We start from the raw sequence: 15,598 nt of genomic DNA on the forward strand, positions 1-15,598 counted from the left end.
ATAAATCTTTTGACAAGAATGTCAAACTCCTCTATTATAAGAAGTGGATAAAAACTGAATAATTGTTAGGTGAGGCTCCTATTTGGACAAATGCTGCTGCCGCGAAAGGATCGAGAGACCCTTAGTTGGTTGAACAGGAATAATCGTGAAGGTTATTCATAATGTAGCTGATACATGTTATCTACGCCCTATAGTGCTAAAGCTCAACGATAGAGAATCTTATTTAAAGATGGTATTTTGGGACGTACTCTATTGTTGAGTAGGTCCTTTTTTGTGTGTTTGGCAAAAAAGCAATTATTCACTGGAAGTATAAATAAGAAAAAGAAAGGATGACTGTCATGGAAGACCCTGGAAGTGAACAGAGAAACAAAATACAGTCACCAACGAAAGGAGAAGATTTTAGCACTCTTTTCGGCAGGTGACCACAACCTTGGAGGAAAAGAAAATGATGAACAAAAAAACAATGGATATGAGAAAAGCAACCAAAGATCAAGAATTACGTAAATTGGCGTTGCTTTCTGAACGGGAATTAATGATGGAATTACGGACATCTGAAAAAGGACTCTCGAATGAAGATGCCGAAAAAAGATTAGAGGAATTTGGACCAAACGAAGTTTCTGCACAAAAGCCAACCCCAGCAATTATTTTATTTTTAAGTGCATTCAAAGATCCATTTGTCTATGTCTTAGCCTTATTGATGGTCGTTTCAACTTTAACGAAAGATTTCGAAGCCGCTATCGTGATGGGCGTGATGATTTTAGCCAGTGTCTTGATTGCTTTTATACAAGAGTATCGTTCTCAGAAAGCGAGTTTGGATTTAAAAGAATTAATTGAAAACACCGCTGCAGTGACACGGGAAGGGATTACGAAAGAAATTCCAATGGACGAAATTGTTCCAGGAGACATTGTAACTTTAGCTACAGGAGACATGATTCCTGCAGATGCCGTGTTGATTTGGACCAAAGATTTATTCGTTAATCAATCGTCACTAACAGGCGAATCCATGCCTGTCGAAAAATTTGTGGATGCAGGTGTGGATCGTCAACAAACAGAGGTTTCTGCATTAGATATGCAAGACCTAGTGTTTATGGGCACAGATGTCTTGAGTGGACAAGGAAAAGCGATTATTTTAAAAACTGGGCAACATACATTTTTTGGTGATATTGCTAAAAATGCTACAACACAACGAGGAAAAACTAGTTTTGACTTAGGCTTAGCAAAAGTCAGTAAGTTTTTATTACGAATGGTAATGATTTTGTTTCCAATCGTTTTCTTGATTAATGGTTTAACTAAAGGTGCTTGGGGCGAAGCGTTTTTCTTCGCGATTGCCGTTGCAGTTGGTTTGACACCAGAAATGTTGCCAATGATTGTTACGAGTAACTTAGCCAAGGGTGCATTATCCTTATCGAAACATAAAGTCATTGTTAAAGAATTAGCGGCTATCCAAAATTTGGGTGGTATGGATGTGCTCTGTACAGATAAGACTGGAACGATTACCGAAGATCGTGTAGTTTTGGTTCAACATTTGAATCCATTAGGTGATTTGAGTGACGAGGTTCTAAATTTAGCCTACTTAAATTCTTCTTATCAAACAGGTTGGAAAAATTTAATGGATATTGCCGTTATTAATTTTTATGAAGAGCATCAATGGAAAACGCCGTTTAAAAATGTCACTAAAATTGATGAAATTCCTTTTGATTTTTCCAGACGCCGCTTAACGGTTGTCGTGAATGCAGATGATCATCAATTGATGATTACGAAAGGCGCCGTGGAAGAAATGGAAGAAGTGTGCACGCATGCGCAAATTAATGGCGAAATTGTACCATTAAGCAGTGCTGTACGAGAAGAACTACGCCGAGTGAATGTTCAAATGAACAAACAAGGGATGCGTGTGTTAGCGGTAGCTGTAAAAAAAGATGTCCATAAAGAAGCAGTTTATTCAGTTGAAGATGAAAAAGAGATGACATTGATTGGGTTTATGGGTTTTCTTGATCCAGCAAAAGAGTCAGCTGTCAGCGCTATCCGCTCCTTACATGAACATGGTGTCAACGTGAAAGTGCTAACGGGCGATAATGATATTGTCGCCAAAAAAGTCTGTAAAGATGTAGGTATTGAAGTTTCCCATGTGTTATTAGGTTCTCAAATTGAAGCAATGACAGATGAAGAGTTGCGGGCGCAAGTGGAAGAAACTAATTTATTTGCCAAATTAAATCCGATGCAAAAATCTAAAATTATTGAATTGCTACAAGCAAAAGGTCATACGGTTGGTTTTATGGGGGATGGCATTAATGATGCACCGGCATTACGAAAAGCTGATGTGGGCATTTCAGTAGATACTGCAGCTGATATTACTAAAGATGCTAGTTCGATTATTTTACTGGAAAAAAGTTTAAATGTACTGGAATCTGGTGTGATTGAAGGACGAAAAGTATTTAGCAATATGATGAAATATATTAAAATTACCATCAGTTCTAATTTTGGGAATGTCTTTTCAATTTTAGTAGCCAGTGCCTTTTTACCATTCCTACCAATGCTTTCCTTACAACTCTTGATTCAAAATTTGATTTATGATGTGGCTCAGTTGACAATTCCTTGGGATAATGTCGATGAAGAAGAGTTATTAAGCCCTGTTCGGTGGGAAACGAACGGGCTAGCGAAATTTACGGTATGTATTGGCCCGGTAAGTAGTATTTTCGATATTCTAACGTATCTTGTCATGTGGTTTGTGTTTAGCGCCAATAGTTTGGCAACTCAACATTTATTCCAAACAGGTTGGTTTATGGTGGGACTTGTTAGTCAAACGTTAGTTGTTCATATGGTCCGGACGCGGAAAATACCATTCATTCAAAGTCGTGCATCAATGCCTGTGATGTTAAGTAGTTTAGGCGCAATTTTACTCGGTTTCCTGATTGTAGCAACGCCTATAAGAGAGGTTTTTGACTTTGTGAAACTTCCGGCTAACTACTGGCCATGGTTCTTTGGAATCATCATTGCGTACATGTTAACTGTTGAAGTAGCTAAACGTTTATATATTAAAATTACCAAGGAATGGATTTAGTAAAATCTACTGAAAGAGAAAAGAAATTGCTAAGCTGTATCACTCGTTTTGCGAAAATTTGGTGATTTTACGTAATGAATGTTCGTGATAAAACCCAAGGTAAAGTATTTGTTAAAAAAACGAGCCCAAAAAAATAAAAATTAACGAAAAAAACTTTGTTCTCTAAAAAATAAAAAACCGCATGCTGAGTAGGTTACTCGGCTGACGGTTTTTATTTTTTGGTTTTTTCAAGATAATTTTCATGAAAACGCAAAGTTCGGAAATCAGATTACTAGCCAGCTCGGGGATGAGAGAGCTCGAATTAATAGAACTGTTATATAATATTTTCAAAATAGAATATAACAGTTAGGAGAAAAATAGTACAGAAGAAGTGTAGAACGGAAACCGTTTTCTTGTTTGTGAAAATTATCACTAAACCGCAAAAACATGCGGTTTTGCTCTTTTGTGAAAAAATGAAGAAATTAGAGTTTTTTTCTTGCGCTTTTTCGAATTTAGTGATAATTTGTTAAGTGTAGTCGATAAAAAGTAATACAGTTTCGCACTCTGTTTTACTTTTATCGAAATTAAAGAAACGTAATAGAGAGGATTGTGTGACAAAATGGCAAAGGCTAAGAAACAAAAACCTATTGACTTTAAAGAGCTAATGGCTAAAGTCGACGCTGATTTCCCAACTTTCCAAATCTTGGATCAAGATGGAAAAATTGTGAATGAAGATTTAGTACCTGATTTATCGGATGAGGAATTAGTTGAATTAATGACACGCATGGTTTGGTCTCGTGTGTTAGACCAACGTTCTACTGCATTAAACCGTCAAGGACGCTTAGGATTCTTCGCGCCAACAGCTGGACAAGAAGCAAGCCAATTGGCAAGTCAATTTGCAATGGAAAAAGAAGACTACTTATTACCAGGTTACCGTGATGTACCTCAATTAGTACAACATGGTTTACCATTAAGAGAAGCTTTCTTATGGTCTCGTGGTCACGTAGCAGGGAACTACTACGCGGAAGATTTAAATGCATTACCACCACAAATTATCATTGGTGCTCAATACATCCAAGCAGCTGGTGTTGCTTTAGGATTGAAAAAACGTGGAAAAGAAAATGTTGTCTTCACTTATACTGGTGACGGCGGTTCTTCACAAGGGGACTTCTATGAAGCAATTAACTTTGCTGGTGCTTACCAAGCAAACGGTGTCTTCATTATCCAAAACAATGGTTTTGCGATTTCTACACCTCGTGAAAAACAAACAGCGGCTAAAACTTTAGCTCAAAAAGCTGTTGCAGCAGGAATTCCTGGTATTCAAGTTGATGGTATGGATCCATTAGCAGTTTACGCAATTGCAAAAGAAGCACGCGATTGGTCAGCTGCAGGAAACGGTCCAGTTTTAATTGAAACATTAACCTATCGTTATGGTCCACATACTTTATCTGGAGACGATCCAACACGTTACCGTTCAAAAGAAATGGATGACGAATGGGTACAAAAAGATCCATTGACTCGTTTCCGTAAATATCTAACAGATAAAGGCTTATGGTCTGAAGCAAAAGAAGAAGAAATTATTGAAAAAACAAAAGAAGAAATCAAAGTAGCGATTGCAGAAGCGGATAAAGCGCCAAAACAAAAAGTTTCTGATTTCTTGAAAAATATGTTTGAAGTTCAACCTCAAACAATTAAAGAACAAATTGCATTTTATGAAGCGAAGGAGTCGAAATAAAAATGGCACAAAAAACTATGATCCAAGCAATTACAGATGCCTTAGCTCTTGAATTAGAGAAAGACGAAAATGTCTTAATCTTCGGTGAAGACGTTGGTAACAACGGTGGGGTTTTCCGTGCAACTGAAGGTTTACAAGAAAAATTTGGTGAAGACCGCGTCTTCGATACACCTTTAGCTGAATCTGGTATCGGTGGATTGGCTTTCGGTCTTGCCTTGCAAGGTTACCGTCCAGTTCCTGAAATCCAATTCTTTGGTTTCGTTTTTGAAGTATTTGACGAAATCGTTGGTCAAATGGCTCGTACGCGTTACCGTATGGGTGGAACTCGTAATATGCCAATTACTGTTCGTGCCCCATTTGGTGGTGGTGTTCATACACCAGAACTTCACTCAGATAACTTAGAAGGATTAATCGCACAATCACCAGGTGTTCGTGTTGTTATTCCATCAAACCCTTACGATGCAAAAGGACTATTAATTTCATCTATTCGTAGCAACGATCCAGTTGTCTACTTAGAGCACATGAAATTATACCGTTCATTCCGTGAGGAAGTGCCAGACGAAGCTTATGAAGTGCCTTTAGATAAAGCGGCTGTAACTCGTGAAGGAACAGACGTATCAATCATTACTTACGGCGCTATGGTTCGTGAAGCGATTAAAGCAGCTGATAGCTTAGCGAAAGACAATATTTCAGCAGAAATCATTGACTTACGTACAGTGGCTCCTTTAGATGTGGAAACAATTATTAACTCTGTTGAAAAAACTGGCCGTGTGGTTGTCGTTCAAGAAGCACAAAAACAAGCTGGCGTTGGCGCTATGGTTGTTTCTGAAATTTCTGAACGTGCCGTATTATCATTAGAAGCACCAATCGGACGTGTATCTGCTCCAGATACAATCTTCCCATTCGGACAAGCAGAAAATATCTGGTTACCAAATGCGAAAGATATCGAAGCAAAAGCTAGAGAAATCGTCGAATTTTAATAGTTATTCGAAGTAGATAAACGAAGAATTAAACAGGTGGAATACGGCTATAGGCATGAAATGTTCAGCTACTATAGTCGTTTCCCCGCGTTTTGCTCCTAAGAAAATAGACAGATCCAACGAAGAAGGGAAGACTTAAAAAATGGCTTATCAGTTTAAATTACCGGATATCGGTGAAGGGATTGCCGAAGGCGAAATCGTTAAATGGTTTGTAAAACCTGGCGATACAATCAACGAAGACGATACGTTATTAGAAGTACAAAATGACAAATCAGTGGAAGAAATTCCATCACCAGTAACAGGTACTGTAAAAAATATCGTTGTACCAGAAGGAACAGTTGCAAACGTTGGTGACGTGTTAATCGAAATCGACGCACCTGGTCACGAAGATAACGATGCAGCACCAGCAGCTCCTGCACAAGAACAAACACCAGCACAACCTGCTGCTGTACCAACAACCGAAGCAGCTGGCGGATTTTTCCAATTCAAATTACCAGACATCGGTGAAGGAATTGCCGAAGGCGAAATCGTTAAATGGTTCGTTAAAGCGGGCGACACAATTAATGAAGATGATTCATTATTAGAAGTACAAAATGACAAATCAGTAGAAGAAATTCCATCACCAGTAACAGGTACTGTAAAAAATATCGTTGTACCAGAAGGAACAGTTGCCAATGTGGGTGACGTGTTAGTTGAAATTGACGCACCTGGTCATAATTCAGCAGCACCGGCAGCCGCAGCACCAGCTACTGACGCTCCTAAAGCGGAAGCATCAGCTCCAGCCGCTTCAACAGGTGTGGTTGCAGCCGCGGATCCAAACAAACGCGTTTTAGCAATGCCATCTGTTCGTCAGTATGCACGTGAAAAAGACGTTGATATTACGCAAGTAACTGCAACTGGTAAAGGTGGCCGTGTCATTAAAGCGGATATTGATGCCTTTGTCTCTGGTGGTTCTCAAGCAGCACCAGCTACTGAAGCTGCCGCAACAGAAGCAGCACCTAAAGCGGAAGCAGCTGCACCTAAAGCAGCGCCAAAAGCCTTTACTTCTGATTTAGGCGAAATGGAAACACGTGAAAAAATGACACCAACACGTAAAGCAATTGCTAAAGCAATGGTTAACAGCAAACACACTGCTCCTCACGTAACATTACATGATGAAGTAGAAGTTTCTAAATTATGGGATCACCGTAAGAAATTTAAAGATGTTGCTGCTGCAAATGGTACAAAATTAACATTCTTACCATACGTTGTAAAAGCATTGACTTCAACTGTTCAAAAATTCCCAATCTTGAATGCATCAATCGATGATGCAGCACAAGAAATTGTTTACAAAAATTACTTTAACATTGGTATCGCTACTGATACAGATCATGGCTTATATGTACCAAATGTTAAAAATGCTAATACGAAGAGCATGTTTGCCATCGCTGATGAAATCAACGAAAAAGCAGCATTGGCTATCGAAGGTAAATTAACTGCACAAGATATGCGTGATGGTACAATCACAATTAGTAACATTGGTTCAGTCGGTGGCGGCTGGTTTACACCAGTAATCAACTACCCTGAAGTTGCTATTTTAGGCGTTGGTACAATTGCACAAGAACCAGTTGTTAATGCAGACGGCGAAATCGTTGTGGGACGCATGATGAAATTATCATTAAGCTTTGACCACCGTATCGTTGACGGCGCAACTGCTCAAAAAGCAATGAACAACATTAAACGCTTATTAGCTGATCCAGAATTACTATTAATGGAAGGATGATTAACAAATGGTAGTAGGAGATTTCGCCATTGAACTAGATACAGTCGTAATCGGAGCTGGTCCTGGAGGATACGTTGCCGCAATTCGTGCCGCAGAAATGGGTCAAAAAGTTGCGATTATCGAACGTGAATACATCGGAGGCGTTTGTTTAAACGTTGGATGTATTCCTTCAAAAGCTTTAATTGCTGCTGGACATCATTACAAAGAAGCACAAGATTCTTCAACTTTTGGTGTAACAGCTAAAGGAGTCGAATTAGACTTTGCAAAAACACAAGACTGGAAAGATAACACAGTTGTTAAATCATTAACAGGCGGCGTTGGCATGTTATTGAAAAAACACAAAGTAGAAATTATTGAAGGCGAAGCATTCTTCGTTGACGAAAATACATTGCGTGTTATTCACCCAGACTCAGCACAAACTTACTCATTCAATAATGCTATTGTAGCAACAGGTTCTCGTCCAATTGAAATCCCAGGATTCAAATTTGGCGGACGCGTGTTAGATTCTACAGGCGGTTTAAACTTAAAAGAAGTTCCTAAAAAATTCGTTATTATCGGTGGCGGTGTCATCGGTGCTGAATTAGGTGGCGCTTATGCTAACTTAGGTTCAGAAGTAACAATTTTAGAAGGTAGCCCATCAATTTTACCAACTTATGAAAAAGATATGGTTAAAGTTGTCACAGACGATTTCAAGAAGAAAAACGTAACAATCGTGACTTCTGCAATGGCTAAAGAAGCTGTTGACAATGGCGATAGCGTCACTGTTAAATATGAAGTTAACGGAAAAGAAGAAAGTGTTGAAGCAGATTACGTAATGGTCACTGTTGGACGTCGTCCAAACACAGACGACTTAGGCTTAGAACAAGCGGGCGTTGAAATTGGCGAACGTGGTTTAATCCCAGTTGACAACCAAGGACGTACTAACGTGAAAAACATCTTCGCAATCGGCGACATCGTACCAGGTGCTGCGTTAGCGCATAAAGCAAGCTACGAAGCAAAAATTGCTGCTGAAGCAATTTCTGGTAAGAAAGTTGCAGTTGATTACAAAGCAATGCCAGCTGTTGCCTTTACTGATCCAGAATTGGCAAGCGTTGGTATGACTGTTGCAGAAGCAAAAGAAGCGGGAATCGAAGCAAAAGGCTACAAATTCCCATTTGCTGGTAACGGCCGTGCAATCTCTTTAGATAAAACTGAAGGATTCATGCGTTTAGTTACAACTGTAGAAGACAATGTCATCATCGGTGCACAAATTGCCGGTGTCGGTGCAAGTGACATGATTTCTGAATTAGCTTTAGCTATTGAATCTGGCATGAATGCAGAAGACATTGCTTTAACAATCCACCCACACCCATCATTGGGCGAAATTACTATGGATACAGCTGAATTGGCTTTAGGTTTACCAATTCATATTTAATAGTATCACTTTGTCGCACGACAGATATAATGCGCCTTTTGCACTTGTTGCATTAGCCACAGCAAGTGCAAAAGGTGTAAAAAAAACAACGACTTCTCGGAGTCGTTGTTTTTTTATGCTCTGTTCTTTCTTTTACGGTATTTAAGAGGTGTTTCACCCGTTTCTTGTTTAAAGATACGGACAAAATAGCTATCTTCAACAAACCCTAAATCTTCACTGATTTGGGCGATCGTTTTATCTGTCTCCAAAAGAAGCTGTTTAGCCCATGTGATTTTTAATTGTCGATAAAATTGACTAAAGGGAATACCAAACTCCTCTTTTAATAAACGACTTAAATACGTCGGTGTCAAATGAACAAGGTCTGCCAGTTCTTGTAAATTTAAACGCAGCGATTTGTTTTCCCAAAGGGCATCTAAAACCGGTTGTAATTGCTTATTTTTAGTTTGATAGGCACTTGAAGGAGTTAATTGAGCAGTTAATAAAGTTTGTTGAATATCTTTTTGGATCATATTCAATGGCTCCAGCTCTTCTTTTCGCGAACTAATCTGTAAGGATTGTTTGTACGTATTGATTAAATAATCTTTTTTGATGGCTTCAGAAATAATATATTGGCTTAGATCAGCGATTAATGTCGCGCTCTTTTCTAAGTCTGCTAGTTCTAAAACAGGGTATTGTTGATACAGCTCTTGGTGTGTTACTAAAAATTCTTGAATGAAGGCATCATTCATGGTTAAAACCTGTTCTAACTCTTCTTGGTGATCTTCGAGCAAAACTTCACCAGCCATAATGGCTCCTACATATTGGTCATCAACAATAATGGGGATGGCCATATCAACGATGTTAAAGTGACAACGGTAGATAAAAGGCTGACCAGTGCGAACAGCTTCCAAGCCACCACGAGCATCACATTTTTCACAAAGTTTCGAGAGCTCAGGGGAGTGACGTACCAGTTGGCAAAAGGGTTGAACTTGGCTATGTTTCGTCACAGGTCGACCTTTATAATCGACTAAAATAATGGCTAAACGAGTGCTTAAGGCCAATGATTCTTGCAATTTTTCCCACTTTTCTAAATCTAAAATATTTTTTAATTCTACAGTCATAAGGCAATCCTTCAATCTAAAGTTTAAAAATCATAATATTTTATTATTTCACAAAATAATTCTATCATTTTTTGCAAGAAAACGATACCAAAAGTTCAATGCTTTTTGGATGAAAGCGTTTTATACTATGTATGTAAACAAAATATAGGAGGCTATCAACATGAGAAAAGCATTGATTTTACCAACGAAATATGTTCAAGGGGAAGATGAATTACTAAACTTAGGTTACTTCGTTTCAACTTTTGGAAAAAAAGCGTTACTAATTGCAAATCCTGCTGACGTTGATCGTGTACGTCCACAATTGGAAGAAACAGCGAAAAAGTTTGACATTACCTTCGTAGAGGGTGGCTTTAGTGGAGAAGTAACGCGTGAAGAAACAAAGCGCTTGCAAAACGTTGGACAAAAAGAACAAGCAGACTGTATCATTGGTTTAGGTGGCGGTAAAGCAATCGATGCTTCAAAAGTCGTAGCAGAAGGTGAAAACTTAATTATTGTACCAACGATTGCGGCTCAAGATGCACCAACTTCGCATTCAGCTGTACTATATCATGAAGATGGTTCATTTGATGATTATGCTTACTTTAAACAAAGTCCAAGCGTCGTTATGGTTGATACAAAAGTGGTTGCCAAAGCGCCAACTAGATTTTTAGTTGCTGGAATGGGGGATGCCTTATCCACATATTTTGAAGCACGCGCAACACACAATTCATATTCTCGGGTTAATGCTAGTTTGCCAATGGGTTCAAGAGAAGGCTTAACGCCCGTTGCTAGCGGCACATATGCAGCTTTGGCCATGGCAAAACTTTGCTGGGAAAACCTACAGGAAGATGGGTTAAAAGCGAAATTAGCTTGTGATGCAAATGTGGTTACTGAATCATTGAATAAGATTATTGAAACAAATATCTTACTTTCAGGCTTAGGTTTTGAAAGTGGCGGTTTAGCTGCAGCGCATGCGATTCATAACGGTATGACAGTCTTACCTGGTGCGCACAGTTATTTACATGGTGAAAAAGTAGCCTTTGCAACGATTGCACAACTTGTATTAGAAGATGCAGCAAAAGACGAATTAGAAGCTGTTTTAGACTTTAGCGCTTCTGTAGGTTTACCATTAACGCTTTCAGACATTGGTGTCGATGAAATCACTTATGAAGAAGCGTTGGAAGTAGCCAAAATTGCTTGCATTCCAGAAGAATCAATTCATTCAATGCCATTCCCAATTGTCGTTGAAGAAGTAGCGAATGCAATCATTGTTGCAGATAAAGTCGGACAAGAATATAAAACAAGACATAAATTAGATTAAGGAAGTGTCCACATGAAAGCAGATATTTTACTCGTTTCACATAGCAAAATGATTACAGATGGTATTAAAGAGATGATTGAACAGATGAATGCCAGTGAAGAAATTACGATTCATTCACTTGGTGGCACATCAGATGGTTCATTAGGTTCAGATCCAATGAAAATCATTGACACGATTAACGAAGCGGACTCTGACCGAGAATTTTTAATTTTTGCCGATTTAGGCAGTGCCGTTTTAAGTTCAGAATTAGCTTTTGATATGCTAGAAGAAGACCAACAGAAACATTATCATTTAGTCGATGCATCATTGGTTGAAGGTGCCTTTGCGGCAGCAATTACTGCAGGTGTCTCAGATGATTTGACGCAAATTTTAGCAGAAGCTCAAAATGCTGGTAAGAAAGGGTGGAACTAAATGAAAAAAATTATTAATGAACCTGGTAAAATTGTCGAAGAAATGCTCCAAGGAATTGTGAAAAGCTATGGAAACCTTGTTCATCAAGTCGAAGATTCTCGCGTGATTGCTCGCAACGACTCAAACAAACAAGTTGGGTTAGTATCTGGTGGCGGAAGTGGTCATGAGCCTGCACATGCTGGGTTTGTTGGTGATGGAATGTTAAATGCCGCAGTTTTAGGTGATGTCTTTACTTCACCAACACCAGATCAAATTTTAACAGGGATCCAAGCGGCAGACCAAGGGGCCGGTGTTCTGTTAATCGTAAAAAATTATACAGGCGATATTTTGAACTTTGAAATGGCCAAAGATATGGCTGATATGGAAGACATTCATGTAGAAATGGTCGTTGTCGATGACGATATTGCAGTCGAAGATAGCACCTATACCGCTGGAAAACGCGGCGTTGCCGGGACTGTTCTTGTCCATAAAATTTTAGGACATCATGCCCGCCAAGGTGCTTCTTTAGAAGAGCTCGTTTCTTTAGGAGAAAAAATTGTAGCAGCCACGAAAACAATTGGAGTGGCTTTAAAAGCAGCCACTGTGCCTGAAGTTGGCAAACCAGGTTTTACTTTACCAGAAGATGAAATTGAATTTGGCGTAGGGATTCACGGAGAACCAGGCTATCGTCGTGAAAAAATCCAACCATCGAAAGAGTTAGCGAAAGAATTAGTTGAAAAAACATTAAGTAGCTATGAACAACAACCACAAACAGTGGGGGTACTTGTCAATGGCATGGGCGGCACGCCATTAATGGAACAATTTGTATTTATGAACGACGTGCTAACATTATTAGAAGATAAAGGTGTTCAAGTGACCTTCCATAAAGTGGGTAACTATATGACGTCTATTGACATGCAAGGATTATCTTTAACGATGATTGACTTGGCGACAAAAGACTGGCAAACAGCGCTAGAAAGCAATGTAACAACAATTTCTTGGTAAGGGTGATAAAAGATGGAATTAACAGTACAAGACATTCAAACATGGTTAGACAACTATTCAAAAGTTATTGAAGAAAAAAAAGACTATTTAAGTGAATTAGACACGCCGATTGGTGATGGGGATCACGGTAACAACATGGCTCGTGGTATGGCTGAATACAAAATTGCGTTTGACAAAAAAGTACCAACAACAATCACGGAGACATTTAAAGTCCTATCCATGGCTTTGATTTCAAAAGTTGGCGGAGCTTCTGGTCCTTTATATGGTACTGCATTTATGAATATGACTAAAGCGACAAAAGATTTGGAAACCATCAGTTCGCCAGAGCAATTAAAAGAAATTGTTCAGCAAGGTCTAGCTGGGATTCAGATGCGTGGCAAAGCTGAACCAGGAGATAAAACGATGGTTGATGTCTGGGCGCCTGTTGCTGAAGTAATTGGAACGGAACAATTTAATGAAGAAAAAATTGAACAATTTGCTGAAGCAACAAAAGATTGGGTGGCGAAAAAAGGACGTGCCTCTTATTTAGGGGAACGAGCAATTGGTCATATTGATCCAGGAGCAGCATCTAGTGCATTATTATTTGAAGAACTAGTCAAAGTAATCAATCAATAACAGTGAGAAAAAAGTTTAGCAAGTGCCTCTCTTGAAGCGCTTGCTAAACTTTTTTATAAATAATGGTTTCTTTTGTTCATGTATGGGATAATTTAAGTAACAAAAAATAACAAAGATAAACAAATGGGGGATTTAAAGATGAAAAAGCATGTGATTGTGGGATGTTTATTAATCGTTAGCTCAATGTTTGTAAGTGCTTGTGGCAATTCGTCAGACGTGACCACGGAAAAAACCAGTGTCACAAAACAAGTCGAAGCTACGGGACAAAGCACATCCTCTTCTGTAGACCAAACCAAGTATGATGCCATTATTACAGAAGCTAAAAAGTTAACGGCAGAGAGGCAATATAAAGAATCAGAAGAAAAATTAGCTACGATCCCTGTTAGCGATTTAGGGAAACCTCATTATTCAATCGTTAAAGAAACGGTTGAGAAACTAAATAATCAAAATAATGAAGGCTTAAAAAGACAAGAAGAAGTCGCGGTTGAAAAGCAAACGAAGTCGAGTCCGGCACCAACGGAATCACTTAAACCAATTCCAGATGAGTTTGCTAAATGGGCAACCACGTATCTTTTTTATTATCCACGAGGAGATCAAAAGCAAGCGGGGTTAATCATTGAAGCGAATGGAGCGGTCACGCAGACGAATACGAATGGCGAAATTTACACAGGAAAAGCCGAAATAAGTGGAGCTTCGGGCACTATTTTAAGTTATGATACGACTAGTTATCGCCCGACGACCCAACCAGCTACAAAATCGATTACTCCAAATGTTAAAATCACTGTTACTTGGAAGAATGGCGGCGGTGTTGATGTTTATTATGGCTACGTTTCTTATTCACAACGTTTAGCTTTGACAGATGGTATCGCCGTGACAGACGGGGTCAAAGAAGTTTGGCTTTCATAAAAAGAGCTAGACATTCAAGCAAAAACTTGAATGTCTAGCTCTTTTGTTGATTGAATCGGGGGATATAAATACTTAGTTTCGATAAGAACGAACGGTATTGTTAATAGCGGAAATACTATATTTTAATTCATCTTCTAACGTTTGATCAATGTCTGTGTCTAAAGTTTCTGCAAACATGGCTTCATATTCAGCGATAGAAAGTTCTGTCCGATTATCCAGCAGTGCTAAATGAGTTTCTTTTTGTAAATGATTTTGATAACCAGCTACTAATTCACCAGTGAAAAATTCAGCGACAGCACCAGAACCATAACTGAATAAACCAATTTGATTGCCTGCGGTTAAAGTCGTTGCATTTTCTAAAAGGGAAATGAGTCCCAGATAAAGTGAACCCGTATACAAGTTTCCTACGCGACGACTATAGACGATGCTTTCTTCATAACGGGCTAAAATTCGTTCCTGTTCTGCTTCAGTTTGGTCGGAGATTTTTGCTAATAAGGCTTTTTTGCCCATTTTTGTGTAAGGAATATGGAACGCTAAAGCATCATAATCTGCAAAATCAAGACCGGTTCGTTTTTTATGTTCATCCCAGACTTGGGCAAAAGATTGGATGTAGGTTTCGTTTGACAAAGGACCATCGACCATAGGATATGGATGGCCTGTTGGACGCCAAAAGTCATAGATATCTTGCGTCAGCATCACATTATCCTCTTTTAAAGCCAAAATGCGCGGTTCACTAGCAACTAACATTGCAACCGCCCCAGCTCCTTGTGTAGGCTCACCGCCAGAATTTAAGCCATATTTTGCAATATCTGCCGCTACGACCAAGACTTTTTTATCTGGATGTAAGGCTACGTGATTCTTAGCTAACTGTAAGCCTGCTGTTGCTCCGTAACAAGCTTCCTTGATTTCGAAAGAGCGAGCGAAAGGTTGAATCCCCATTAAACGATGTAAGACAACTGCGGCCGCTTTTGACTCATCGATACTGGACTCAGTCCCGACAATCACCATATCAATGGCCTCTTTATCTTCTTTGGTCAAGATCGCTTCTGCGGCATTGGCTGCAAATGTCACAATATCTTGGCTGATTGGGTTCACCGCCATTTGGTCTTGCCCAATACCAATATGAAATTTTCCAGGGTCTACATTTCTGGCTTCAGCCAGTGCCGTCATATCAATATAATAAGGGGGCACAAAAAAACTAATTTTATCAATCCCAATTGTCATTTCTTTAACTCCTTTACGATAAATAGATTCATTATATAAAATAGCACGAAATGAACCAAAATGGGGAATTTTTGTATTAACTTCATAGATTATTAAAAAATATCTTATAAGTCTGTTAACATTCAGTAAT

Annotated in this window: 12 protein-coding genes and 1 riboswitch; of the genes, 10 read left to right on the plus strand and 2 right to left on the minus strand. The window is 38.9% G+C overall.

The window, feature by feature from the left end:
- Nucleotides 1–54 precede the first annotated feature (54 nt).
- Nucleotides 55–222, plus strand: a riboswitch (M-box (ykoK) riboswitch).
- 223 nt (nt 223–445) lie between these two features.
- From mgtA to lpdA, 5 genes are all read left to right on the plus strand, one after another.
- Nucleotides 446–3,058, plus strand: coding sequence for a magnesium-translocating P-type ATPase (mgtA, locus tag IGJ20_RS06180; RefSeq protein WP_002413922.1), 2,613 nt, complete (start codon nt 446–448; stop codon nt 3,056–3,058).
- A 598-nt stretch (nt 3,059–3,656) separates the two neighbouring features.
- Nucleotides 3,657–4,772, plus strand: a complete 1,116-nt coding sequence (pdhA, locus tag IGJ20_RS06185; RefSeq protein ID WP_002357768.1) for a pyruvate dehydrogenase (acetyl-transferring) E1 component subunit alpha — start codon at nt 3,657–3,659, stop codon at nt 4,770–4,772.
- A 2-nt stretch (nt 4,773–4,774) separates the two neighbouring features.
- Nucleotides 4,775–5,752 (plus strand): alpha-ketoacid dehydrogenase subunit beta, encoded by a 978-nt coding sequence (locus IGJ20_RS06190; protein WP_002357767.1) that lies wholly within the window; start codon nt 4,775–4,777, stop codon nt 5,750–5,752.
- A 142-nt stretch (nt 5,753–5,894) separates the two neighbouring features.
- The gene (locus IGJ20_RS06195) at nt 5,895–7,514 is read left to right on the plus strand and encodes a dihydrolipoyllysine-residue acetyltransferase (protein WP_002357766.1); all 1,620 of its coding nucleotides are present in this window, start codon (nt 5,895–5,897) and stop codon (nt 7,512–7,514) included.
- A 7-nt stretch (nt 7,515–7,521) separates the two neighbouring features.
- Entirely contained in the window at nt 7,522–8,928 is a 1,407-nt protein-coding gene (gene lpdA, locus IGJ20_RS06200) for a dihydrolipoyl dehydrogenase (protein ID WP_202522503.1), read from the plus strand.
- Between the two features lie 113 nt (nt 8,929–9,041).
- Here lpdA and IGJ20_RS06205 read toward each other — a convergent pair whose 3' ends face one another.
- A complete protein-coding gene (locus IGJ20_RS06205; protein ID WP_002382271.1) occupies nt 9,042–10,028 on the minus strand; it encodes a PocR ligand-binding domain-containing protein in 987 nt (328 codons plus the stop codon).
- 160 nt (nt 10,029–10,188) lie between these two features.
- Here IGJ20_RS06205 and IGJ20_RS06210 point away from each other — a divergent pair, with 160 nt between their 5' ends.
- The 5 genes from IGJ20_RS06210 (at nt 10,189) to IGJ20_RS06230 (ending at nt 14,244) form a co-directional block, all read left to right on the plus strand.
- Complete coding sequence (locus IGJ20_RS06210; protein ID WP_033918069.1) at nt 10,189–11,328, plus strand: glycerol dehydrogenase; 1,140 nt, start codon at nt 10,189–10,191, stop codon at nt 11,326–11,328.
- A 12-nt stretch (nt 11,329–11,340) separates the two neighbouring features.
- Nucleotides 11,341–11,739 carry a dihydroxyacetone kinase phosphoryl donor subunit DhaM gene (gene dhaM, locus IGJ20_RS06215; protein WP_202522504.1) on the plus strand — a complete coding sequence of 133 codons (399 nt, stop codon included), beginning with the start codon at nt 11,341–11,343 and terminating at the stop codon, nt 11,737–11,739.
- Complete coding sequence (dhaK, locus tag IGJ20_RS06220) at nt 11,740–12,723, plus strand: dihydroxyacetone kinase subunit DhaK (protein WP_002357760.1); 984 nt, start codon at nt 11,740–11,742, stop codon at nt 12,721–12,723.
- A 12-nt stretch (nt 12,724–12,735) separates the two neighbouring features.
- On the plus strand, nt 12,736–13,338 hold the full coding sequence (dhaL, locus tag IGJ20_RS06225; protein ID WP_002357759.1) for a dihydroxyacetone kinase subunit DhaL: 603 nt from the start codon (nt 12,736–12,738) through the stop codon (nt 13,336–13,338).
- A 123-nt stretch (nt 13,339–13,461) separates the two neighbouring features.
- Complete coding sequence (locus tag IGJ20_RS06230) at nt 13,462–14,244, plus strand: hypothetical protein (RefSeq protein WP_430605275.1); 783 nt, start codon at nt 13,462–13,464, stop codon at nt 14,242–14,244.
- Between the two features lie 72 nt (nt 14,245–14,316).
- Here the strand turns inward: IGJ20_RS06230 and IGJ20_RS06235 are convergent, their stop codons facing one another.
- Nucleotides 14,317–15,468 (minus strand): hydroxymethylglutaryl-CoA synthase, encoded by a 1,152-nt coding sequence (locus IGJ20_RS06235; protein ID WP_002361740.1) that lies wholly within the window; start codon nt 15,466–15,468, stop codon nt 14,317–14,319.
- Nucleotides 15,469–15,598 lie beyond the last annotated feature (130 nt).

This window comes from Enterococcus sp. DIV0294 (genome assembly GCF_050558155.1).
Taxonomy (GTDB): Bacteria; Bacillota; Bacilli; order Lactobacillales; family Enterococcaceae; genus Enterococcus; species Enterococcus faecalis.